A 23140-nucleotide genomic window follows, 5' to 3' on the forward strand; every position below is an offset into this window, starting at 1 on the left:
CGCGTCACTCCGGCTGCGGGGTCAGCCGGTGCAGGCCCCTGCGGTCGTAGTACCGCGTCATCGCGAAGCCGAACAGCAGCGCGCCGACGGTGCCCACCGCGATCATGATCCAGCCGCGGGCGAGACCCGCGTCGGCGCGGGCGTCGAAGTACAGGATGGCCCGCACCCCGGAGCTGAGCTGGTGCATCGGCTCGAAGGTGCTGAGGAACCGGAAGAAGCCGGGGGTGGCCTGCAGCGGCACCGTGGCCCCCGAGGACGGCAGGGCCAGGGCGATGAACACGAACATGGACACCAGCTGCCCGATGCCCCCGAAGGCCGCGTTGATCGCCTGCACGCCGAGGCCGACGGCGAGGACCGCGCAGTACGAGAACAGCCAGAGCATCGGCAGGTGCGAGGCGTCCATGCCGAGGATCACCACGGTTCCCAGCATGACCAGCGACGTCGTCACCAGGGAGATCCCGGCCGTCATCGCCATCTTCAGGACCAGCGTCTGGGTGCGGCTGATCGGCACCGTCGGCCGGCGCGTGTGCCAGGGGCCGAGCTCGCTGTCCGCGTAGCCCAGCGAGGTGTCGACCCCCATGCTGATCGTGTTGCCGCCGATGAAACCGGCGAGGACCAGGAGCAGCGCGTAGTAGAAGGCGGAGAGACCCAGGCCGCTGTGGCCGCCGAGCGGGTGGCCGACCCGGGTCTCCACCTCGACCGGGTCGGACAGCAGCAGCCGCGCCCGCGGATCGGCGTCGCGGGCGGCCGCCGTGAGCTGCCCGCCGAGCTTCTTCGATGCCTGCCGGGCCGCCTCCTCGCTGATCCGCGTCGCCATGCTGGACCCCAGGCTGCCCACGCCCGGGTTGGTGAGCACCTGGATCGACGGCCGGGCGCTCGCCCGCTCGGTGCTCAGCGCCGCGACGGACGCGGTGAAGTCCGCGGGGACGACGAACGCGCCGTACACCTTGCCGGCGGCCAGCGCGTCCGCCAGCCCGTCGCGGTCGAGCCGCCGCCAGTCCACGGTGTCGTCCCGGGCCTCCGTGGCGGCGACCGCGTCGGTGATCTGCTTCCCGAGGGTCTCCCGTTGACCGGGGAGCGGCCGGCCCTCGTCCTCGTCGACGAGCGCGATCGGCAGGCGGTTCAGGCTGTCGCTCGGATTGACGATGCCGCCCATGTACAGCAGCGACAGCAGCAGCGTGACCAGGGCGCACAGCACGGTCGGCACGAGCCACAGCGCGGGACGGCGGAGCAGGGCCGCGGCGCGGACCTGAGGACGGCCGGGGGAGTGCGGGGGAGTCGTGGAGCTCATCCGGCCATCGTCGGCGCGCGGACCGCGCCGACCGGCGAACCGGGAGGAGAAGGGCATGTCGGGCGTGTCGTGCCGCCGCTGCCGTTCCGTCGTGCCGCCGGTCGGGCTCGGTCGCGCCGCCGCTGACGCCCGGTCGTGCTGCGGGTCCGGGTCGGGCGCCGCCGCGCCGCCGGTCCGGCCCGGAAGCGGGCGGACCGGCCGTCTCCCCGCAGAAGTTCCTCGCCCGGCTGCCCGGCTGACCCACCGCCCGCGCCCGCGCGGAGCCGGGCGTCCGAGCCTGCGCGGAGCCCGGTGGTCCGCACCGTTTGCGGAGCGGCGGGCCTCGGGTTTCAGTGGTGAGGGCCCCCACTCGCTCATCAGGAGCTTTGCATGTCGATGGCATTCGGTTCCCCCTTCGGTTCGTCCGACCCCTTCAGCGAGCTGCTCAACAGGTTCTTCGGCATGTCGCCCGCCTCCTCGCCGCCGGCGGTCCAGCGGGTGCCGATCGGGCGGCTGCTGACGGAGTCCTCGCACGAACTCCTCAACCTGGCGACGCGGAAGGCGGTCGAGGACGGCACGTCCGACCTCGACACCCAGCACCTGCTGTGGGCCGCCACCCAGGTCGAGCCGTCCCGGGGACTGCTCGCCCGGGCGGGGGTGAACCCGGACACCCTCGGCAAGCAGATCGCCGAGGTGCTGCCCAAGGAGTCCGGCGAGCCCTCCGCCGAGCCCGGCCTCACGCCGGCCGCCAAGCGCACCCTCGCCGCCGCCTACGCCAACTCGCAGGGCGCCGGCGTCTCCTACATCGGACCCGAGCACATCCTCACCGCGCTCCTTGAGGACCCCGACTCCGGCGCCACCCGCCTGCTGCGCGCCGAGGACATGGACGTGCGCAAGCTGCGCGGACTGACCGAGCAGGCCGCCCGCTCCGAGGGCATGCCCGCTGCGGCGGCGAAGCCGCAGCAGCCCGCGACCACCCTCGACGAGTACGGCCGGGACCTCACCGAGGAGGCGAAGGCCGGCAAGCTCGACCCGGTCGTCGGACGCGCCGACGAGATCGAGCAGACCGTCGAGATCCTCTCCCGGCGCTCCAAGAACAACCCGGTCCTCATCGGCGAACCCGGTGTCGGCAAGACCGCCATCGTCGAGGGCCTCGCCCAGCGGATCGTCGCAGGCGAGGTACCCGAGACCCTGAAGGACAAGCGGGTCGTCGCCCTCGACCTGTCCGGGATGGTGGCCGGAGCGCAGTACCGCGGCCAGTTCGAGGAGCGCCTGAAGAAGGTCATCGAGGACGTCCAGCAGGCCGGCGGCGACATCATCCTGTTCATCGACGAGCTGCACACCGTCGTCGGCGCCAGCGCGAGCGGCGAGAGCTCGATGGACGCCGGCAACATGCTCAAGCCCGCCCTGGCTCGCGGCGAGCTGCACGTCGTCGGCGCGACGACCATCGACGAGTACCGCAAGCACGTCGAGAAGGACGCCGCCCTCGAACGGCGCTTCCAGCCCGTCATGATCCCGGAGCCCACCGTCGAGGAGACCATTCAGATCCTCGAAGGGCTCCGCGACGCCTACGAGGCCCACCACCAGGTCCGTTTCGCCGACGGTGCGCTGGCCGCCGCGGCCGAACTGTCCGACCGCTACATCAGCGACCGCTTCCTGCCCGACAAGGCCATCGACCTGATGGACCAGGCCGGCGCGCGGGTCCGGCTGCGCAGCGCGAGCCGCTCCACCGAGATCGTCAGCCGCGAGGACAAGCTCGCCAAACTGCGCCGCGAGAAGGACCAGGCCGTGGCCGGCGAGCAGTTCGAGAAGGCGTCCGAGCTGAAGCAGAAGATCGCCGAGGTGGAGGCCGAACTCGCGGGCATCGAGGAACGCCGCGAGGGCGTCGTCTCGGTCACCGCCAACGACATCGCCGACATCGTCTCCCGCCGCACCGGCATCCCCGTCTCCCAGCTCACCGCCAGCGAGAAGGAGCGGCTGCTGAAGCTGGAGCAGGAGATGCACGCGAGGATCGTCGGCCAGGACGAGGCGGTCACCGCCGTCTCCGAGGCCGTGCGCCGCAACCGCGCCGGCATGGGCGACCCGAACCGGCCGGTCGGCTCGTTCCTGTTCCTCGGCCCCACCGGCGTCGGCAAGACCGAACTCGCCAAGACCCTGGCGGAGCTGCTGTTCGGCGACGAGAACCGCATGATCCGCTTCGACATGAGCGAGTTCCAGGAGAAGCACACCGTCGCCCGCCTCGTCGGAGCGCCTCCCGGATACGTCGGCTACGAGGAGGCCGGGCAGCTCACCGAGAAGGTCCGCCGCAACCCCTACAGCGTCGTGCTGTTCGACGAGGTGGAGAAGGCGCACCCCGACGTGTTCAACACGCTGCTGCAGATCCTCGACGACGGCCGCCTCACCGACGGCCAGGGCCGCACCGTCGACTTCCGGCACTGCGTGGTCATCATGACGTCCAACATCGGCGCCCACCGCATCCTGGCCCACCAGGGCGATGCGGCCGAGCTGAAGGACGAGCTCATGGAGGACCTGCGCGGCCGGTTCCTGCCCGAGTTCCTCAACCGGATCGACGACATCATCGTCTTCCACAGCCTCACCGAGGAGAACCTGTCGAGCATCGTCGACCACCTCCTGGACCGCAGCGAACACCGCGTCCACGCCCAGGGCCTGAAGCTGGAGGTCACCGAGGCGGCCAAGAAGCTCCTCGTCGCCCACGGCTACCAGCCCGAGTTCGGCGCCCGGCCGCTGCGCCGCACGATCCAGACCGAACTCGACAACCGCATCGCCTCCCTGCTCCTGGGCGGCGAGGCGAACCCCGGCGACACCATCGTCGCCGACGTGAAGGACGACTCCCTCCACTGCACGATCCGCAGGGGGGAAGGAGCGGACGGCGAGGCCGCCGAGGCCGCCGGGGCCGTCGCAGGAAAGGAGTGACGTTACCGCCTTCAGCCGACCCAGGGGCCCGGGAGCTCCGCACGGATGGTCTCGAAATCGAGAACCGTGCGCCCGCGCGCGTGGATCCAGGACTGGTCCTGAAGGCCGTCCCGGCGAACCAAACGGCCGGGAGCCGCGTACCAGCGCACCGGCGAGTCCTCCTCGCTCACCCACAAGGGATGGTCGGGCAGGTCGACCCGGGCGTATCGGGAGTGGAGTTCGTGCGTCAGCGCGTCGGGCAGCTCGCAGGCGTCATAGAGGCGGTCCGCGGCGACGAGCGACTCGCTCAGCACCAATTCGACCCACGCCTGGGACATCCGGTCGAGAAAGGGAAGCCAGCCCTGCTGTGATTCCACCACCACCGGTGGATCGTCCTGCTCGACCCGGGTGAGCGGGATTCCCCAGGCGGCGCAGCCCTGATTCTCGTGGCGGAAGACCAGGACGCCGCCCTCGGCGTCGTCGACGGAGAGGCCGGACAGCCCGACCAGGGCGTCCTGCTGCCGGGTCAGGTCGTCACGGCGTCCGAAGAGCGCGTACCCCTCGCGCAGAGCGGCCGGCAGCTCGAAGCCGAGATCGGCCTCCACCGCGGCCAACTCGGCAGCGGTGCAGCCGTCCTCCGGCTCCACCGGACGGCCCAGCCATGCGTCGGCGAACCAGCGCACGAACTCCCACGCGTGGAAGCGCGTCCGCACTCCGCCTCGCAGAGCCACCGCCACATCAGGACTGTCCGTCACACGGAGGACGCTACCGCCTCGCCCAGCGGTGCGGAGAGCCAGGGGAGGAGGTCGGCCCATGCCCGCGCAGGTCACATCGGACCGGGGCCGGAGGCTCGTGCGGTGCCCGTCGGGCTGCGGCCGCGCCGTGCCCCGACTAGGGTGATCACGCCCCGTGCATCCCTTTCGTGCGCCTTGCCCGCAGTTCGTGTACTCGTGGTCCGACGGGAGTCCCATGGCCGCCACCCAGACCGTCCTCATGCCGCCCGCCAAGGCGGCCGTCTTCCTCGTGGCCACCGTCGCCCCCGGCGCCGAGCGCGCCGTCCGCGAGGGCCTCGCGGACCTGTCGGGGCTCGCCCGGTCGGTCTCCTTCCGCAGCCCCGACGACACGCTCACGCTCGTCACCGGCATCTCCTCGGACGCCTGGGACCGGCTGGTCGGCGGACCGCGCCCCCGCGACCTGCACCCGTTCCAGCCGCTGCAAGGTCCCCGGCACCGCGCCCCCGCCACCCCCGGCGACCTGCTGTTCCATCTCCGTGCCGGGCGCATGGACCTCTGCTTCGAGCTGGCCCGGCTGATCGTGGACCGGTTCGGCTCCGCGCTCACCGTCGTCGACGAGGTGCACGGCTTCAAGTACTTCGACGAACGCGACCTCCTCGGCTTCGTCGACGGCAGCGAGAACCCCGAGGGCGACGCCGCCGCCGACGCCGTCCTCATCGGCGACGAGGACCCGGACTTCGCCGGCGGCAGCTACGTGCTCGTCCAGAAGTACCTGCACGACATGACGGCCTGGGACTCGCTCACCGTCAAGCAGCAGGAGCACGTCATCGGCCGCACCAAGTTCTCCAACGTCGAACTGCCCGAGGGCGTCCAGCCCACCGACTCGCACGTCGCCCTCACCCAGGTCGAGGACGAGGACGGCACCGAGCGGGAGATCGTGCGCGACAACATGCCCTTCGGCGAGGTCGGCAGCGCCGAGTTCGGCACGTACTTCATCGGCTACGCGCGCACCCCCGACGTCCTCGAACAGATGCTGCGCAACATGTTCCTCGGCGACCCGCCCGGCAACACCGACCGCATCCTCGACTTCTCCCGGGCCGTCACCGGCGGCCTGTTCTTCGTGCCCGACGCCGACCTCCTCGACGACCTCCCCGCCCCGCCAGCCGCGGCCGCCCGCCAGGGAGAGGTCTCCCTGGGCATCGGCAGCCTGAAAGGAGCCCGGTCCTGATGACGCCCCCGAGCACGAACAACCTCCACCGCGAACTCGCCCCCATCACCCCCGAGGCCTGGGCCGAGATCGAGGAGGAGGCCCGCCGCACCTTCCGCCGCCACAGCGCGGGCCGACGCGTCGTCGACGTCCCCGACGCGGCCGGACCCGAGTTCGCCGCCGCCGGCACCGGACACCTCGCCGAGCTGTCGCCGCCCGCGCCCGGCGTGGCCGCCCGGCTCCGCGACGCCCGGCCGCTCGTCGAGCTGCGGGTGCCGTTCACCGTCACCCGGGCCGCCGTCGACGACGTGGAGCGTGGCGCGAAGGACTCCGACTGGCAGCCCGTCAAGGACGCCGCCCGCAGCCTGGCCTTCGTCGAGGACCGCATGATCTTCGACGGCTACGCCTCGGCGGGCGTCGAGGGCCTCCGCGAGCGCTCCTCCAACCCGGTCCTCCGTCTGCCCGCCGAACCGCGCGACTACCCCGACGCCCTCAGCCGTGCGCTGACCTCGCTGCGCCTGGCCGGCGTCGACGGCCCGTACGCGCTGCTGCTCGGTGCCGACGAGTACGCCGCCGTCAGCGAGACCTCCGACCACGGCTATCCGATCGCCGCCCACCTCGGCCGGATGCTGGACGGCGCCCCGATCTGGGCGCCCGCCCTGCGCGGCGCGTTCGTCCTGTCGACCCGCGGCGGCGACTTCGAACTGCTCCTCGGCCAGGACGTGGCCATCGGCTACACGTCCCACGACGCCCACGGCATCGAGCTCTACCTGCAGGAGACGCTGACCTTCCTGCCCTACACGGACGAGGCCGTCGTCGTCCTCGAAGCCTGAGCCGCCCCTCACCCCCGCGAGGTCCCATGCCGCTGTCCACCGTCGCCCGAGGTGTCGGCGCGCTGCTCTTCGGCGGCGCCGTCGGCGCGGCGGTCGCGCTGCCCACCGAGAGCGCCGCGCTGGGCTTCCTCGCCGGCGTCGCCGCGGCGGAGACCTTCTTCGTCGTCACCGGCTGGTTCGCCCTGTGGCCGATGGACGCCGCCGCCACCCAGCGCAACGCCCGCCGCGAGGAGTTCCGGCCGGTGGTCGAGGAGATCGCGGTCGTCAGCACCGCCGTGTGCGGACTCGGCGCCATCGGCGTGCTGCTCGTCTCCGACAAGTCGGCGCTGAGCCAGGCCGCCGCCGCGCTCGCGCTGCTGGGCGTCTTCATGACCTGGGCCTCGCTGCACCTGATGTACGCGGCCCGCTACGCGTACATCTACTATCGGCCGCCCGAGGGCGGGATCGACTTCAACGACCGGGACCGCCCCCGGTACGTCGACTTCCTCTACTTCTCGTACAACCTCGGCATGACGTACCAGGTCTCCGACACCAGCGTCGCCACGGCCGCGCTCCGCGCCGTCATCCTCCGCCACTGCCTGCTGTCGTACGTCTTCGGCACCAGCACCCTCGCCACCGCCATCAACCTGGTCGTGGGCATCTTCGGCGGCTGACGGATCCGCGGCCCGGGACGGCACCGAGAGGCGGGCTCAGGAGCGCCACCACGGCTCGCGCACGTAGAGGCTCTCCTCGGCGGTGCACGCCTCGCCGTCGGAGAGGCGCCGCGCGTCGCGGCCACGGCGCCTCAGGAGGCGGCGGCCGGGCCGCCGCCCTGCTCCCCCAGGGAGACCACGAAGGCGCTGCGGGGCCCGTCGGGCGCGCGGTACGTGACCGTGTCGCCGGCGCGGCGGCCGATCAGCTCGCTGCCCAGGGGACTGTCGGCGGTCACGATGTCCGGGTCGTACATCTCGGCGACCTCGCCGATGTGCACGGTCGCCTCGGTGCCGTCGTCGAACCGCACCGTCACGGTGCTGCCCACGCCGACCGTGTCCTCGGCCGGGGGACCGGCGACCGCCGCCTCCTCCAGCCGGGCCTCCAGCTCCTTGATGCGGCGCTCCAGACGGTCCGCCTCGGTGCCGCGCATCAGCTCGTCGGCCTGGTCGGCGCGGTCGCCGGTCTCGTCACCGCCGCCGCCCTTCAGGGTGGCGGCGACGTCGTCGCGCTCCCGGCGCAGGTCGGCGAGCTCCCGCTCGATGGCCGTACGGTCGGCGGCGCTCATGGGTTCGGGTCCACCGGTCATCGCAGCTCCCGTCGTGCAGGCGGCAGGGTCGTCGCACCGGATCGGAATCCGGCATTTCGTAACGTATCAGGCGCACCGTGTGACGGCCCGGGGGCGGCGGCAGCCGGTGGAGACCCCGGGTTTTCCACAGGTTCCCGGTCGTCCGGACCGGGGTGTCGGCGGAGCCGGATAGGCTTTTCGAATGGCCCTCACCGACGCCTCACCCGACCTTTCCGACGCCCTGCGGGTGCTCCACCGCGTGTTCGGATACGACTCCTTCCGCGGCGAGCAGCAGCAGATCATCGAGCAGGTCGTCGCCGGCGGCGACGCCCTCGTGCTGATGCCGACCGGCGGCGGCAAGTCGCTCTGCTACCAGATCCCGGCGCTGGTCAGAGAGGGCACGGGCGTCGTCGTCTCGCCGCTGATCGCGCTCATGCAGGACCAGGTGGACGCGCTCAACGCCCTCGGCGTGCGGGCCGGCTTCCTCAACTCCACGCAGGACCCGTACGAGCGGCAGGCCGTCGAGCAGGCCTTCCTCGCCGACGAGCTGGACCTGCTGTACCTGGCCCCGGAGCGGCTGCGCACGGAGGGGACGCAGCGGCTGCTCGACCGGGGCCGGATCTCGCTCTTCGCGATCGACGAGGCCCACTGCGTCGCCCAGTGGGGCCACGACTTCCGGCCCGACTATCTCGCCCTGTCGATGCTCCACGAGCGCTGGCCCAAGGTGCCGCGCATCGCGCTGACCGCCACGGCCACCGAGGCCACGCACAAGGAGATCGCCCAGCGCCTCGCCCTGGAGGACGCCAAGCACTTCGTCGCCAGCTTCGACCGGCCCAACATCCAGTACCGCATCGTCCCCAAGAACAGCCCGCAGAAGCAGCTGCTCGAACTGATCAGGACGGAGCACGCCGGCGACGCCGGCGTCGTCTACTGCCTGTCCCGGGCCTCGGTCGAGAAGACCGCGGCCTTCCTCGTCGAGCACGGCGTCGACTCCGTCCCGTACCACGCGGGCATGGACGCCCGGGACCGCGCTGCGAACCAGGCCCGCTTCCTGCGCGAGGACGGCGTCGTGGTGGTCGCCACCATCGCCTTCGGCATGGGCATCGACAAGCCGGACGTGCGCTTCGTCGCCCACCTCGACCTGCCGAAGTCCGTCGAGGGCTACTACCAGGAGACCGGCCGCGCCGGGCGCGACGGCGAGCCCGCCACCGCCTGGCTCGCGTACGGGCTCCAGGACGTCGTCCAGCAGCGCAAGATGATCGACTCCTCCGAGGGCGACGAGAACCACCGCCGCTCCCTCGCCGCCCACCTCGACGCGATGCTGGCGCTCTGCGAGACCGTCGACTGCCGGCGCGTGCGCCTGCTCGCGTACTTCGGGCAGTCCGCCGAGCCCTGCGGCAACTGCGACACGTGCCTGACCCCGGCCGAGTCCTGGGACGGCACGGTCGCGGCGCAGAAGCTGCTGTCCACCGTGTGGCGCCTGGCCCGCGAGCGGCGGCAGAAGTTCGGCGCCGCCCAGATCATCGACATCCTCCAGGGCAAGAAGACCGCCAAGGTCATCCAGTTCGACCACGACTCGCTGTCCGTGTTCGGCGTCGGGTCCGACCTCGGCACGGCGGAGTGGCGCGGGGTCATCCGCCAGCTCCTCGCCCAGCGGCTGCTGGCCGTGGAGGGCGACTTCGGCACGCTGGTCCTGACCGACGCCAGCGGCGAGGTGCTCGGCGGCCGCCGCACCGTCCCGATGCGCAAGGAGACCGCCCCGGTCCCCGCCGCCCGGAAGTCCGGCGGCTCCCGCTCCGGCGGCAAGGGCGCCCGCGTCCCGGTCGACCTGCCCGAGGCGGCCGTGCCGGTCTTCGAGGCGCTGCGCGCCTGGCGCGCGGCCACGGCCCGCGAGCAGGGCGTCCCGGCGTACGTGATCTTCCACGACGCCACCCTCCGCGAGATCGCCACCACCGTGCCGACCACCGTCGCGGAGCTCGGCACGGTCGGCGGCGTCGGCGAGGCCAAGCTCGCCAAGTACGCCCAGGGCGTCCTCGACACCCTCGCCGAGGCCCGCGGCGAAGCCCCGGCCTCGGCACGGGACGCAACCGAGCCCGCGCCCGCCGCCGGGAAGCGGCCCGTACTGCCGCCGGACGACGACGAACCGCCGTTCGACCCGGAGGAGATCGACCCCCCGTGGGACGACTGGGAGTGACACGACGAAGGAGCCCGGTCCGGGGCGTCCCACCCCGGACCGGGCTCCGCGACCGACGCCGGACCTAGCCGCGCGCCGGCCGCGCCACCCGCTGCTCGAACGCGGCGAAGGCCGCCTCCTGGCGCCACTGGGTCGCCGCCTTCGGGCTGGCCTCGATCAGACGCCGGCACACCTCCGAGCCGACCGGCGCGCCGGGCCGCTCGCCCCGGCAGGCGCCGGTGAGGCGGTAGCCCTGCGCGGTGGGGTTGCCGCGCCACAGGCTCTCGCCCGGCAGGAAGGCGTACTCCAGGGAGGCGCGGGCCAGGTCCTTCAGCTCCGGGTACGACAGCCCGTACGTCCGGGCGGCGTACGCGTACTCGTGGCTGATGTCGATCCGGGAGATCCCCGGGTCGTCGGTCGCCAGCACCACCGGGACGCCGTGGGCGCGGTACGTCTCGAAGGGGTGGTCCGCGCCCTTCACGCCCAGGATCTGGGCGTTGCTGGTGAACGGCACCTCGACGGCGATCTCCCGGGCGGCCATCGTGCGGGCCGTCCTGCGCCAGTCCGTCTCGTGGACCAGGTCGACGCCGTGCCCGACGCGCTCCGTACGGGCGACGTCCACGGCCTCCTGGATGTGGAACGCCAGGTCCTCCGGCTTCACCAGGCCCGGCCACAACTCACCGGCGTGCAGGGTCACATGGGCCCTCGGGTACACGGTGCGCAGATAGGCGACCATGCGCATGTGCAGGCTGTAGTCCCGCAGCGAGACGTCCCAGTCCTCGGGCTGGACCAGGTTGATCGCGACGAACCGCCCGTCCCGCTCGGCGAGCCGCATCCCGAGCGCGATCTGCGTGAACACACGCTCCGGAGCGGAGGACCGGGACACCTGCGAGATCCAGCGCACCGCCAGACCGCAGCCCGGCCGCGCCTCCGCGGTGCCGCAGCGCGCCGCCTCCCGGAACTCGGCGTCGCCGGCGTCCGCCTCCTTGCGGGCCTCGGCCACCAGCGCGTCCAGCCGGCCGCCGGCGAGCAGCTTGCCGTGCAGGGCCGCGAGGTCGGCGTCCCAGCCCACCTCCGCGGCCAGCTTCTTCGCTCCGTCGGAGGCCGGGCTGACCATCGTCTCCAGATAGAACTGGTTCTGCCGCGCCACGTCGTCGGCGACCTCCGCGAGCAGCTTGCCGCGATGGCGCCAGGTCACCTCGCCGAACTTGCCGAACGTGTCGAAGAAGTGGTCGTGGCCGTTGCCGTCCGGCGGGAAGTCCTCCATGGACCAGGCCCGCAGCAGCGCCTCGTGGAAGGCCGGGTCGGTCTGCGCCTCGGCCGCGGGCCGCTTGCCGGGCCCGCAGGGCGGGACGACCGCGGTCATCGTGGCGGTGTCGATGCACAGACCGTCCTCGCCGGCGAGCCGGATCAGGTACTCCGTGGACACGGCGCCCGAGAGGTGGTTGTGCAGCTCGCCGCCCTTGGGCAGCCGGCGGAAGAAGTCCGCGGCCGCGGCCGGCTGCTCGCGCACGGCGGACAGGTACGCGTCGGCGCGGGCCTCTCCGGCGGTGAGCGGGCGCTGCGGCGCGGCCGGACCGGGCGCGGCGGGACCGGGCGCGGCGGGACCGGGCGCGGCGGGCCCCGGCGCGGCCGGCCGGGCCGTCGCCGGCAGGGCGCAGGACAGGGACAACAGGCTGAGAGCGGCCACGGCGACGGGAACAGCCCGTCGGCGCGCGGCGATTCGGGAGTGGATCACCCGAGCATGATCGTCTCGGTCCGCCCGCCCCGGCGGCTCGCCGCCCGGCGTGTACGACCTGACCACCCGACCGAGTGACCCGCGGGACACGGGTCCGCCGACCGTACGAGAACCGCCGTCCGCCACGTCCGCGGCCCCGTCGGTCGCGCACTCGACCTCCGCCGTCGGCCGTCCCGTTCAGACAGTCACCGCCCCGTACGAGAACCGCCGTCCCCCACGTCCGGGGCTCGTCGGCCGCGCACTCGACCTCCGCCGCCGGCCGTCCCGTTCACCCAGGCACCGGCGTTCCGGCCGGTGACGACGTCAGGAGCCGGCGGTCGTCGACTCGGGTCCGGTCAGCGGCCGGGTCTCCTTCACCGTGTACGTCGCCTGCTGCGGCGCGCCGTCCTCGTCCTTCATGGCCCGCGCCTCGCTCTTCAGGATGCGGGCCGCCCTGCCCGCGCTGCGGGCCAGTTCCGGCAGCTTCTTCGCCCCGAACACCAGGGCGACCACGACCAGGAGGATCGCCAGCTCACTGATACCGAACACCGTTCTCCGCTTCCTCGTGCCGCTGCCACCCGGAATCTACCGGTCCCGTCCGCGTCAGCCGCCGACGGGGTGCGCCGCCTGGTAGGCCAGCCGTTCCTCCGCGCCGTCCCCGATCCGGGTCAGCACCTCGTCGAGCCGCAGGAACGCCTCCCACGCGGGCAGTCCGGCCGCCCCGGCCAGCTCGGCCACCACCCGGTCCTCCAGCTCGGCGACCCGCTTGTTCTTCCACACCTTGTCGGCCAGGCTCACGAGCAGGTCCTCGATCGCCACGCCCTCCGCGTCCCAGCGCGCATGGGTCCCGGCGAACCGCGCGCGAGCGGGGCTCACCCCGTGGTCCAGCAGCAGTGCGCGCCCGGCCTCCTCGTGCGCCGAACCCGGACCCGACAGCTCGGACCGGTGCACGGTCTTGCCGATGTCGTGGGTGGCCGCGCCGAACAGCACGGCCTCCCGGTCGAAGGACAGGGCCGGACACTCCGACTCCAGCCACTCCACCAGCTGCGCCGCGACGTCGTGCACGGCGCGCAGATGGGCGACGAGACGCGGCGGCGCGTCCAAGGCGCGCAGCAGCACGGCGGCCTCGTCGGGCAGCGGACGCATGAGGACTCCTCGTTCAGCGGCTGTCCGGGCGGACCACGGCCGTGCCCACGCGGACGATCTTGACCGGCAGGCTGTCACAGCGACAGCGCCCTGAGAACCCCGGACGCCACACCTCGGCGCGTCACGCCGGAGAGGTTTGCGGCGCTCTATCGTGTTTCGGTGCATTCCGTACCACGTTGGGCCCTGGTCTCCTCGGGGTCCGCCCCCGTGCTGCTGATCAGCGGCTGGCTGATCGCGGGGCATCTGGAGGGGGCGGCGTACGACCCCGTACGGCAGACGATCAGCGTCCTGGCGGCGTACGGGGCGGCCGGGTTCTGGGTGATGTCCGGCGCGCTGTTCGGCCTGGGCGTCTGCCACCTCTTCACCGCGTACGGACTGCGCGTCGCCGAACGCGCCGGACGGCTGGCCCTGGCCGGCGGGGGAGTCGCGGCGCTGGTCGTCTCGCTCGTCCCCGCGCCCAGCAGCGGAGGCTCGCTGCGGCACGGGTCGGTCGCCGCGGTCGGCTTCCTGCTGCTGGCCGTCTGGCCGGTGCTGGCCGCCGTGCGCGGCGGCGGCGCGTCCGTGCCCTGGGGCCTGAGGCCCGCCCCGTCGGGCCTGGCGACGGCGCTGATGGGCCTGACCGCGGTCTGGTTCGTGTACGAGATGAACCGCGACGGCTTCGCCGGGGTCGCGGAGCGCGTCGTGACCTGCATCCAGGCCGTGTGGCCGCTGGTCGTCGTCGCCTCCTGCCTGCAGCGGCCCCGAAACGGCGCGGCGTCGGCGGCCGGGTCCGCGGAGCGGGACGGACGGGACGACCGCGACGGGGCCGACAGCAGACAGTAGGCCCCCGGCCGCCCCGCCCCGGGTGCGCCTCAGGACTCCGGCTGCTCCAGCCCCTCCAGGCTGTCCATGAACGAGCTGACGGAGAACACCGCCCGCCCCGGACCCGCCGGCCCGTACCCGGGCGGGGAGCTCAGACCGAACTCCTCCAGCGTCGCCCGGTACGTCTCCAGGAGCCGGATGTGGTACTCCAGCGGCGCGCCCAGCGGGTTGGCCTTGCCCAGCGGCGTCGTCGGCTCCGGGCACCAGGTGGTGAACCGGGGCACCACGCCGTGCGACATGAAGAACCGCAGGCCCTCCTGCGTCGACGCGATCGCCTCGTCGACCTTCGTGAAGCCGAACGGCTCGGCCATCTCGATACCGGCCACGAAGTTCGGGATCACGTTGCGCGGTCCGAACACCTCCGTGGAGTCCAGGATCCGGCGGTGCCACTCGTCGCGCCCGACGTACCGCTCCTTGCCCGGGCAGTGCAGCTGGAACAGCCGGCGGTCCCACACCTCGAAGTTGGGGTGGTAGATCCGGATGCCGTGGTCGTGGAACCGCTGCACCGCGTCACGCGGCAGCGCCTGCGCGACGACCTTGCCGGTCCACCGGCCCGGGAAGCGCTCCTCGATGGCCTGCGCGTAGTGGCCGTAGAAGTCCGCCTCGTCGCGGCCCGCGACCTTCGAGGTGATCGAGCCGCCGGTCAGCGTGTACGCGCGGGAGGTCCCGGCCGTGTCGTACCGGTCGATGATCTCCAGCGCCTCCAGCACCTCCTCCACCGGCTTCACCCCGGTGTACGGCCGGCCCGCGGCCTTGTGCTGGCGCCAGTTGTGGTTGATGTCGCAGAACTGGCACTCCTCCTTGGCGCCGAAGTACTGGCAGACCCGGAAGACCGTCAGATAGATCAGGTAGCCCCACTGGATGGTGGGGGCGACCTCCATCACCGACTTCCCGTTGGACAGCGTGTGCCGGTAGTACTCGGGCATCGGCGGCAGGCCCACGTCGGCGATCCGCCGGCCGTCCAGGTAGAGGCCGAGGGCCCCCTCCTCGTCGCCGCGCACCACGTACGGCGAGTCCGGGTTGACCCGCACCGACACCACCGTGCGGCGCAGGTCGTACGGGCCGCCGGTGAGCACGATCTCCTCCGGCGGGCGGTTCAGCGCGGCGGCGCCCAGCTCCGGCAGCGTGCGGTGGTCGAAGGAGAAGATGAAGTACGACTTCGGCTTGACGTCCCCGGAGCCGCCGTCCGCGGTGCCGCTGAGCGCGGACTCGTCGAAGGCCATGCCGCCGCGCAGCAGGTCCTCCTTGATCACCGCCTCCCGCGGCACGTGCGGGAACCGCCCCATCAGCTCCTCGACCAGCGCGGTCCGACTCGGGCTGTCCTTGTGCGTGGGCGTCGCATTCATGCAGGACAACCTATCTGTTCGCTCAGCCGTTTCCCGCGCCGGGGTCCATGCCCCGCATGGCCTCGGCCGCCCGCTTCTCCATCTCCTCCGCGGAGACGTCCTCGATGTGCGAGGCGACGCTCCAGCGGTGGCCGAAGGGGTCCTCGAACTGCCCGACCCGGTCGCCGTAGAACTCGTCCTTCACCGCCGACAGCTCCGTGGCGCCCCGCGCCAGCGCCTCCGCGAACACCGCGTCGACGTCCTCCACGTACACGTGCAGGGTGACCGGCGTGCCGCCGACCGCCTTCGGCGAGCGGAAGCCCATGTCCGGATACTCGTCGGCGAGCATGACGACCGCGTTGCCGAGCTCAAGCTCGGCGTGCCCGACCTTCCCGCCGGGCGCCGGCATCCGCGTCCGCTCCCGCGCGCCCAGCACGGACACGTAGAAGTCGATCGCGTCGGCCGCGCCGTCGACGCACAGGTACGGGGTGACGCGCGGGTACTCCTCGGGAACGGGCTTGACCGCCATGGGACTCCTCTTTCGGCTCCGGGTTCGCGCAGTGACTGCGGCCATGGATATCCCCGGGCCGCGCCGCCCGCGCCGCCGTGCGGGCCGGTTGACCCGAACGGCGGCAGGACGGGGCCGGAGGCGGTGTCAGTCCGCGAGGCCGCGGCGCAGCGCCGCGCACAGTTCGGCGTTCTGCCGCTGCGAGATCTCCGCCGACAGCAGCGCCTGGGAGCCGTGGAAGGTGCCCGGCCACTGGTGCAGCTCCACCGAGACGCCCGCCTGCATGAGCCGCAGCGCGTACGCGATGTCCTCGTCGCGGTTCGGGCAGAGCTCCGCCGTCGCGACGTAAGCGGGCGGCAGCCCGGACAGGTCCGTCGCCCGCGCCGGCGCGGTGTACGCGGTGGCCGGACGCCCGCGCAGGACGTGTCGCCACGCGAGGGAGACCTTGTGGCTGTCGAACCACGGCGTGTCGGTGAAGTTCCGCGCCGACCACGTCTCCTGACGGTCGTCCAGGCCCGGCTGGTTCAGCAGTTGGAAGCGGATCGCCGGGCCCTTCTCGTCGCGGGCCCGGAGCGCCACGGCGGCCGCGATTCCGCCGCCGGCGCTGTGCCCGCCGACCGCGATCCGGTCCGGGTCGAGCCCCAGTTCCGCCGCGTGTCCGGCCGCCCAGGCCAGCACCGCGTACGCGTCGTCCTGCGCGGCCGGGAACGGGTGCTCGGGGGCGAGCCGGTAGCCGACCGAGATCACCGTCGCCCCGGAGCCCTCGGCGAGCCGGCCCGCCCACGGGTGCTCGGTGTCCAGGTCGCCGAAGACGCCCCCGCCGCCGTGCAGCCAGACGATCGCGCCGCCCCGGCCCTCGCGCGGGCGGTAGATCCGCACCGGCACGCCCGGGTCGGCGGGCACCGTGAGGTCCTCGACGTCGAGGTGCGAGAGGTCCGGCGGGGGTATGGCGGCGGCGCGCTCGGCGAGCACCCGGCGGGCGGCGGCCGGGTCGCGCAGGTCGACGTCCGGCAGGAACGGGAGGAAGGCTTCGAGTTCGGGATCCATGCCGGCCATCGTGCCCGCCGGACGGGTGCCATCGCGGCCGACGGCCGTCGCGCATCCGGCCCGGAGAACGCGCCGTCCGGCGCGCGCACCCCGCTCTATCCTTCCGGACATGGAGGCACTGGCCGTACGTCTGTCGGGACTCGATCCGTACGTGGACGGCGCGTTCCGCATCGTCGCGTTCTACGACACGCTGATGCGCCGTCGGGTGGACCTCCCCGCGCTCGTCCGCTCCTCGGCCGGCCTCGCCGAGTGCGTGGCCGGGCTGCGGCTGCACGGCACGGGACGGGTGATCCGCGTCGCGCCCCAGGGCACGCCCGCCGAGAGTCCCGCGGCGCCCGCGTCGACGACCGCGCCGGTCACGCTCGACGACGAGGAGATCGGCGCCGTCTGGCTGGAGCGCCCGGGCCCGCCGGGCCCGCTGGACGACGTGCTCCTCGACCGGCTCGCCATCGCCGCCGCCGCGGCCGTCGAGCGCTACGGCCCGGCGCGCACGACCATGGCCGATCCCGCGCTCGTCGAACTGGTCATCAGCGAGGGCGGCGACGAGGCGGCGCGGGCGCGGGCGCTGCGGCTCCTCGGCTTCGCCGCCGGCCTGCCCGTCCGCGTCGTCGCCGTCCGCTCCGAGCTGCCGCTCGACCGGATCGGCGCGCAGATCTGCCCGTCCCGCCCGGTCAAGGCCGCGCCGCTCGCCGGCGTCGGGGTCATCCTGGCCACCGCCGTGGACGCGGGGCGCTTCCCCGCCGGAGTACGCGCCGGCATCGGCGCCGCCGACACCCCCGACCGGTCCTGGCGCGAGGCTCGCGCCGCGCTCCGCTTCACCGGCCCGCGCGAACCCGTCGTCCGCTACGCCGACCTGGGCGCGCTGGCGCTGCTCGACGCCGTACCGGAGTCCCTCTGCCGGGAGAACGCCGACGTGGCGGCCATCGCCCGCATCGCCGCGAACGACGACGAGCTGCGGACCCTGGAGGCGTACTGCGCCACCGGGTCCCTGCGCCGCGCCGCCGACCTCCTCCACCTGCACCACAGCAGCGTCGCCCGGCGCGTGGACGCGCTGGGCAGGGCTCTCGGCGTCGACCTCACCGCGCCGGCGGGGCTGACCCGGGCCCGGCTGGCGCTGTGCGTGTGGCGCCTGCTCGACGGCTGAGCCGGCGCGCGGTCAGGCGGCCGCCTCCCAGGCACTGCCGAGACCGTCGAGCCAGGCCGGCGGCAGCTCGGCCGCGTCCCACTCCTCCCGCAGCGGCTCGGGCGCGCTGCCCAGCCTCTCCAGGACGGCGATGCAGGTGGGGGAGTGGAGCAGCGAGTACCGGCCGTGGATCGCGATGGCGCTGCCCGGCCCGTACTGCGCGAACAGCCGCTCGAGCCGGGCCCGGTGGGCCGCCGCGTACTCCGTCAGCCGCCCCGGGTAGCCGGCCCGCTCCCGGGCCGTCATGGTGGCGAGCACGGCGACCAGCACCTGCTCGGAGACCTCCGGGTCCAGCTCGGACTCCGCGGCGAACGTCAGATGCAGCGGCGTCACCGCCACCTTCGCCCGCTCCACCTCCATCCGGCCGACCCGCGTACGGCCCCCGGCGTCCGGGTCCGCCCGGTCCGCCCGCACCGCCTGCCGCAGTGTCCGCTCCGAGAGCTCGCCGAGCTCCTCGGCGACGGCCCGCGCCCCGTCGTGCCACCCCGACTCGTAGAGCTCCCCCTTCTGCCGCGGCGCCTGCTTCTTGATCTCCCGGGCCTCACGGTGCGCAACGGCCAGCGCCCCGGCCTCGACGATCCCGATCAGCTCCTCCGCGTCCCCCGAATAGACCCCCGCCCGGCTCAGGAGCTGGACGAGCGTGGTCTTCGCGTTGAGCACGCTGACCGCGTCCAGCTGCTGCCGGTCCGCATCGGCGGAGTTCATGCTTCCCTCCTCGTCGCGACGTTGCCGAAACCGAGCCTACGGGGTGAGCCGCGTCTCACCGGGGCGGCCCGGACTTGCTATGCAACGAGTTGCATAGCAAGATCCCGGGGCATGGCGCTCGAACACGCGATCCTCGTGTCGCTCCTGGAGAAGCCGGGCTCCGGCTACGAGCTGGCCCGGCGCTTCGAACGGTCCATCGGCTACTTCTGGACCGCCACCCACCAGCAGATCTACCGCGTCCTCAAGCGGATGGAGAACGACGGCTGGATCGACGTGCGCGAGGTGCCGCAGCAGGGCCGGCCGGACAAGAAGGAGTACTCCGTCGCCGACCTCGGGCGCGCCGCGCTCACCAGCTGGCTGCACGACCCGATCGAGCCCGAGACCGTGCGGCACGACCTCGCCGTCAAGATCCGGGGCGCCGCCTTCGACGATCCGAGCGCCCTGATCCGCGAGGTCGAGCGGCACCGGCAGGCGCACGCCGAACGGCTCGACCACTATCTCGCCGGTGAGGCCCGCGACTTCGGGGACGCCCCCGACGGCGGCCCCTACGGGCCGGACGACGCCGAGCGGGAACTGCAGCACGTCGTGCTGCGCGGCGGCATCGCGTACGAACGCATGATGACCGCCTGGCTCGACGACGTGCTCGCCACCCTCCACCGGTTCCGCTCCGAGAGCTGAACCCCGACCTCCCACCCCGAAAGGCGGCACCCTTCCATGGCCGACGCGCTGCTGTTCAACCCGCGGACCTACGACCCCGCGCACTTCGACCCGGAGACCCGCCGGCTGCTGCGGGCCACCGTCGACTGGTTCGAGGAGCGGGGCAAGCGGCAGCTCATCGAGGACTACCGCACCCGCGCCTGGCTCGGCGACTTCCTCGCCTTCGCCGCCGAGGAGGGGCTGTTCGCGACCTTCCTCACCCCGGCCTCCGCCGCCGGCGAGGACGAGGGCGACAAGCGCTGGGACACCGCCCGCATCGCCGCGCTCAACGAGATCCTCGGCTTCTACGGCCTGGACTACTGGTACGCCTGGCAGGTCACCATCCTCGGCCTGGGCCCCGTCTGGCAGAGCGAGAACCCCGCCGCCCGCGCCCGCGCCGCCGAACTCCTCTCCCAGGGCGAGGTGTTCGCCTTCGGACTGTCCGAGAAGACCCACGGCGCCGACATCTACTCCACCGACATGCTCCTGGAGCCCGACGGCGACGGCGGCTTCCGCGCCACCGGCTCCAAGTACTACATCGGCAACGGCAACGCCGCCGGTCTCGTCTCGGTCTTCGGCCGCCGCACCGACGTGGAGGGCCCGGACGCGTACGTCTTCTTCGCCGCCGACAGCCGGCACCCGAACTACCACCTCGTGAAGAACGTCGTCGACTCGTCCAAGTACGTCAGCGAGTTCCGGCTCGAGGACTACCCCGTCGCCGCCGAGGACGTCCTGCACACCGGCCGCGCCGCCTTCGACGCCGCCCTCAACACCGTCAACGTCGGCAAGTTCAACCTCTGCACCGCCTCCATCGGCATCTGCGAGCACGCGATGTACGAGGCCGTCACCCACGCGCAGAACCGCATCCTGTACGGCCGGCCCGTCACCGCCTTCCCGCACGTGCGCCGCGAACTCACCGACGCCTACGTCCGGCTCGTCGGGATGAAGCTGTTCAGCGACCGCGCCGTCGACTACTTCCGCACCGCCGGCCCCGACGACCGCCGTTACCTGCTCTTCAACCCGATGACGAAGATGAAGGTGACCACCGAGGGCGAGAAGGTCATCGACCTCATGTGGGACGTCATCGCCGCCAAGGGCTTCGAGAAGGACAACTACTTCGCCCAGGCCGCCGTCGAGATCCGCGGCCTGCCGAAGCTGGAGGGCACGGTCCACGTCAACCTGGCCCTGATCCTCAAGTTCATGCGCAACCACCTCCTGGAGCCGGTCGAGTACCCCGCCGTCCCCACCCGCCTCGACGCGGCCGACGACGACTTCCTCTTCCGCCAGGGCCCCGCCCGCGGCCTCGGCTCCGTCCGCTTCCACGACTGGCGGCCCGCCTTCGACGCGTACGCGCACCTGCCCAACGTCGCCCGCTTCCGCGAGCAGGCCGACGCGCTGTGCACGTTCGTCGCCACCGTCGCCCCCGACGAGGAGCAGAGCCGGGACCTCGACCTGCTGCTCGCCGTCGGCCAGCTGTTCGCGCTGGTCGTCCATGCCCAGCTCGTCCTGGAGCAGGCGGCCCTGACCGGGCTCGACGCCGACGTGCTCGACGAGCTGTTCGCCGTCCTCGTCCGCGACTACTCGGCCCACGCGGTCGAGCTGCACGGCAAGGACTCCGCGACCGAGGCGCAGCAGGAGTGGGCGCTCGGCGCGGTCCGCCGCCCCGTCGTCGACACCGAGCGCTCCGCGCGCGTCTGGCAGCGCGTCGAGGCGCTGTCCGGCGCCTACGAGATGGCGCCGTAAGCAGGATCGGGCGGCCGTGCCGGGTGACGGGCCGGGCCCCCTCGGGCCCGTCACCGGCACGGCCTACGATGACCGCTCATGAGCACGAGTGACGACCGAAGACCCCTGGTCGACGGACGCTTCCGACTGGAATCCCGCCTCGGCAGCGGCGGCATGGGCACCGTCTGGCGCGCCCGCGACATCGCCCTCGACCGCGAGGTCGCCCTCAAGGAGGTCCGCCCGCCCGACCCCGCCGTCGAGGAGGCGAACCCCGGCCTCGCCGTCCAGCTGCGCGAACGCGCCGTCCGGGAGGCCCGCGCCCTGGCCCGGCTGTCGAACCCGCACGTGGTGACGATCCACCACATCGTCGACCCGCTGGACGGCTCGCACCCGTGGATCGTGATGGAACTCGTCGAGGGCCGCTCGGTGTACGACCGGCTCGCCGAGGGCCCGATGCCCGTGCCCGAGGTGCTCGCCCTCGGCCGCCAGGTCCTCTCCGCCCTGCGCGCCGCCCACGCCGCCGGCATCCAGCACCGCGACGTGAAGCCCGCCAACGTGCTGCTCCGCCGCGACGGCCGCGCCGTGCTCACCGACTTCGGCATCGCCGCCTTCGACGGGGCCACCTCCCGGCTCACCTCCACCGGCGACCTGATCGGCTCGCCCGAGTTCATCGCCCCCGAGCGGGTGCGCGGCGAGGAGGGCAACCCGGCCTCCGACCTGTGGTCGCTCGGCATGCTCCTGTACGTGGCCGCCGAGGGCCACCACCCGCTGCGCCGCGCCACCGGCCTCGCGACCGTGGTCGCGGTGCTCGACGACCCGATCCCCGCGCCGGTGCGCTCCGGCGCCCTGGGGCCCGTGCTGACCCGGCTCCTCGTCCGCGATCCGGCGCAGCGGCCGGACGGGGCGCTCCTGGACCGGCTGCTGGCCGAGGCGGAGGCGGCGACGAAGGGCGCGCCGGCCGGTGCCGCCCACGCCGCGGCCGGTGCGCCGGCGCCCGTTCCCGCGCCCCCGGTCCCCGGCCCGTACCCCCACCCCGCCTACGCGACGCCGACCCCGCCGGGTGGCGGCTTCGGGCCGCCGACCGTGCCGGCCCCGGTGCCGCCGGCCGGGTCCGCGCGGCCGCGCCTGGGCGGCGCCATGGTGGCTGCCTCCGTCGTGCTCGCCGCGGTGCTGGGCGTCGGCCTGGTGAAGCTGCTCCCCGACGGGGACGACGGCAGCGACGGAACGACCGGAGCCAAGGGCCGTGCGACGCCGACGAGTTCGGCCCGCGTCCCCGGCTCCGGCTCGGGTTCCGGGAGCGGCTCCGCCACGCCCCCGTCCGCCGCGCCCGAGGTGCGCGGGAGCCTCCTCACCCCCGCCAACGTACGCGCGGTCCTCGCGGCGTTCCGCGAGGCCGCCGGGACCACGACGGTGAAGGACCTGACGATCTACGAGGAGTACGCCCTCGCCGACATCCCCACCCGGCCCGGCGCGAAGACCTACGACGCGTACGAGTACCGCGGGGGCGTGGCCCGGAAGACCGGGCCCGGCGGCACCATCAGCGCCGACGATCCCGACGAGCAGCCGTTCGACGCCGCCGCCCTGCCGTGGGACGACCTCCCCGCGCTGATGAAGCGCGGCGAACGCGACCTCAAGGTCGACGACCCCACCATGCGGTACGTCGTCGTCGACCGCTGGACGTTCAACGAGGACCGCCCGACGCTGCGCTTCTACCTCAGCAACGCGTACCACGCCAGCGGCTACCTCGCCGTCGACGCCACCGGCAAGGTCGTCTCGACGCTTCCCGCCTCCTGAAACCGCCCCGCCCTTGCGGACCGAACCTGTCCGCAAGGGCTCATACGG

The 23140-nt window shown here is 73.2% G+C and carries 20 protein-coding genes; 10 read left to right on the forward strand and 10 right to left on the reverse strand.

Annotated features, from left to right (window positions below):
- Positions 1–4: 4 nt before the first annotated feature.
- Positions 5–1291 carry a YhgE/Pip domain-containing protein gene (locus tag ACNJ93_RS30675; RefSeq protein ID WP_418960719.1) on the reverse strand — a complete coding sequence of 429 codons (1287 nt, stop codon included), beginning with the start codon at positions 1289–1291 and terminating at the stop codon, positions 5–7.
- A 369-nt stretch (positions 1292–1660) separates the two neighbouring features.
- Between ACNJ93_RS30675 and ACNJ93_RS30680 the strand changes: the two genes are divergently transcribed.
- On the forward strand, positions 1661–4204 hold the full coding sequence (locus tag ACNJ93_RS30680; RefSeq protein WP_418960720.1) for an ATP-dependent Clp protease ATP-binding subunit: 2544 nt from the start codon (positions 1661–1663) through the stop codon (positions 4202–4204).
- 11 nt (positions 4205–4215) lie between these two features.
- Here the strand turns inward: ACNJ93_RS30680 and ACNJ93_RS30685 are convergent, their stop codons facing one another.
- A complete protein-coding gene (locus ACNJ93_RS30685) occupies positions 4216–4938 on the reverse strand; it encodes an SMI1/KNR4 family protein (protein WP_418960721.1) in 723 nt (240 codons plus the stop codon).
- 214 nt (positions 4939–5152) lie between these two features.
- Between ACNJ93_RS30685 and ACNJ93_RS30690 the strand changes: the two genes are divergently transcribed.
- The 3 genes from ACNJ93_RS30690 to ACNJ93_RS30700 are packed head-to-tail and all read left to right on the forward strand — an operon-like array spanning position 5153 to position 7610.
- Positions 5153–6145: a Dyp-type peroxidase gene (locus ACNJ93_RS30690; protein ID WP_418960722.1), complete on the forward strand. Its 993-nt coding sequence runs from the start codon at positions 5153–5155 to the stop codon at positions 6143–6145.
- Positions 6145–6957: a family 1 encapsulin nanocompartment shell protein gene (locus ACNJ93_RS30695; RefSeq protein ID WP_418960723.1), complete on the forward strand. Its 813-nt coding sequence runs from the start codon at positions 6145–6147 to the stop codon at positions 6955–6957. Before ACNJ93_RS30690 ends, ACNJ93_RS30695 begins: the two co-directional genes overlap by 1 nt.
- 26 nt (positions 6958–6983) lie before the next feature.
- Positions 6984–7610, forward strand: a complete 627-nt coding sequence (locus ACNJ93_RS30700; RefSeq protein WP_418960724.1) for a DUF1345 domain-containing protein — start codon at positions 6984–6986, stop codon at positions 7608–7610.
- A gap of 131 nt (positions 7611–7741) precedes the next feature.
- Here ACNJ93_RS30700 and ACNJ93_RS30705 read toward each other — a convergent pair whose 3' ends face one another.
- Positions 7742–8236, reverse strand: a complete 495-nt coding sequence (locus ACNJ93_RS30705; RefSeq protein ID WP_418960725.1) for a GreA/GreB family elongation factor — start codon at positions 8234–8236, stop codon at positions 7742–7744.
- Positions 8237–8417: 181 nt separating this feature from the next.
- Between ACNJ93_RS30705 and recQ the strand changes: the two genes are divergently transcribed.
- Positions 8418–10409 (forward strand): DNA helicase RecQ, encoded by a 1992-nt coding sequence (gene recQ, locus ACNJ93_RS30710; protein ID WP_418960726.1) that lies wholly within the window; start codon positions 8418–8420, stop codon positions 10407–10409.
- A 64-nt stretch (positions 10410–10473) separates the two neighbouring features.
- Here the strand turns inward: recQ and ACNJ93_RS30715 are convergent, their stop codons facing one another.
- From ACNJ93_RS30715 to ACNJ93_RS30725, 3 genes are all read right to left on the reverse strand, one after another.
- Entirely contained in the window at positions 10474–12126 is a 1653-nt protein-coding gene (locus ACNJ93_RS30715) for an adenosine deaminase family protein (protein ID WP_418960727.1), read from the reverse strand.
- 303 nt (positions 12127–12429) lie between these two features.
- Complete coding sequence (tatA, locus tag ACNJ93_RS30720) at positions 12430–12654, reverse strand: twin-arginine translocase TatA/TatE family subunit (protein WP_418960728.1); 225 nt, start codon at positions 12652–12654, stop codon at positions 12430–12432.
- A 54-nt stretch (positions 12655–12708) separates the two neighbouring features.
- Complete coding sequence (locus ACNJ93_RS30725; protein WP_418960729.1) at positions 12709–13251, reverse strand: HD domain-containing protein; 543 nt, start codon at positions 13249–13251, stop codon at positions 12709–12711.
- Between the two features lie 159 nt (positions 13252–13410).
- Between ACNJ93_RS30725 and ACNJ93_RS30730 the strand changes: the two genes are divergently transcribed.
- Positions 13411–14073, forward strand: coding sequence for a DUF998 domain-containing protein (locus ACNJ93_RS30730; protein WP_418960730.1), 663 nt, complete (start codon positions 13411–13413; stop codon positions 14071–14073).
- A 29-nt stretch (positions 14074–14102) separates the two neighbouring features.
- On the opposite strand, the gene ACNJ93_RS30735 is transcribed toward ACNJ93_RS30730, so the two are convergent.
- The 3 genes from ACNJ93_RS30735 to ACNJ93_RS30745 form a co-directional block, all read right to left on the reverse strand.
- Complete coding sequence (locus ACNJ93_RS30735) at positions 14103–15458, reverse strand: radical SAM protein (RefSeq protein ID WP_418960731.1); 1356 nt, start codon at positions 15456–15458, stop codon at positions 14103–14105.
- Positions 15459–15480: 22 nt separating this feature from the next.
- Entirely contained in the window at positions 15481–15966 is a 486-nt protein-coding gene (locus ACNJ93_RS30740; RefSeq protein WP_418960732.1) for a VOC family protein, read from the reverse strand.
- 126 nt (positions 15967–16092) lie between these two features.
- The gene (locus tag ACNJ93_RS30745; RefSeq protein ID WP_418960733.1) at positions 16093–16992 is read right to left on the reverse strand and encodes an alpha/beta hydrolase; all 900 of its coding nucleotides are present in this window, start codon (positions 16990–16992) and stop codon (positions 16093–16095) included.
- A 109-nt stretch (positions 16993–17101) separates the two neighbouring features.
- Here ACNJ93_RS30745 and ACNJ93_RS30750 point away from each other — a divergent pair, with 109 nt between their 5' ends.
- The gene (locus ACNJ93_RS30750) at positions 17102–18136 is read left to right on the forward strand and encodes a PucR family transcriptional regulator (RefSeq protein ID WP_418960734.1); all 1035 of its coding nucleotides are present in this window, start codon (positions 17102–17104) and stop codon (positions 18134–18136) included.
- A 12-nt stretch (positions 18137–18148) separates the two neighbouring features.
- On the opposite strand, the gene ACNJ93_RS30755 is transcribed toward ACNJ93_RS30750, so the two are convergent.
- Positions 18149–18880: a hypothetical protein gene (locus ACNJ93_RS30755; RefSeq protein WP_418960735.1), complete on the reverse strand. Its 732-nt coding sequence runs from the start codon at positions 18878–18880 to the stop codon at positions 18149–18151.
- Positions 18881–18991: 111 nt separating this feature from the next.
- On the opposite strand from ACNJ93_RS30755, the gene ACNJ93_RS30760 reads away from it, so the two are divergent.
- The 3 genes from ACNJ93_RS30760 to ACNJ93_RS30770 all read left to right on the forward strand — a co-directional run bounded on the left by ACNJ93_RS30760 (position 18992) and on the right by ACNJ93_RS30770 (position 23092).
- A complete protein-coding gene (locus ACNJ93_RS30760; protein WP_418960736.1) occupies positions 18992–19558 on the forward strand; it encodes a PadR family transcriptional regulator in 567 nt (188 codons plus the stop codon).
- Positions 19559–19594: 36 nt separating this feature from the next.
- Complete coding sequence (locus ACNJ93_RS30765) at positions 19595–21319, forward strand: acyl-CoA dehydrogenase family protein (protein WP_418960737.1); 1725 nt, start codon at positions 19595–19597, stop codon at positions 21317–21319.
- Positions 21320–21397: 78 nt separating this feature from the next.
- The gene (locus ACNJ93_RS30770; protein WP_418960738.1) at positions 21398–23092 is read left to right on the forward strand and encodes a serine/threonine-protein kinase; all 1695 of its coding nucleotides are present in this window, start codon (positions 21398–21400) and stop codon (positions 23090–23092) included.
- The last annotated feature ends 48 nt before the right edge of the window (positions 23093–23140 follow it).

This window comes from Streptomyces tritici (genome assembly GCF_048500665.1).
Classification (GTDB): domain Bacteria; phylum Actinomycetota; class Actinomycetes; order Streptomycetales; family Streptomycetaceae; genus Streptomyces; species Streptomyces tritici.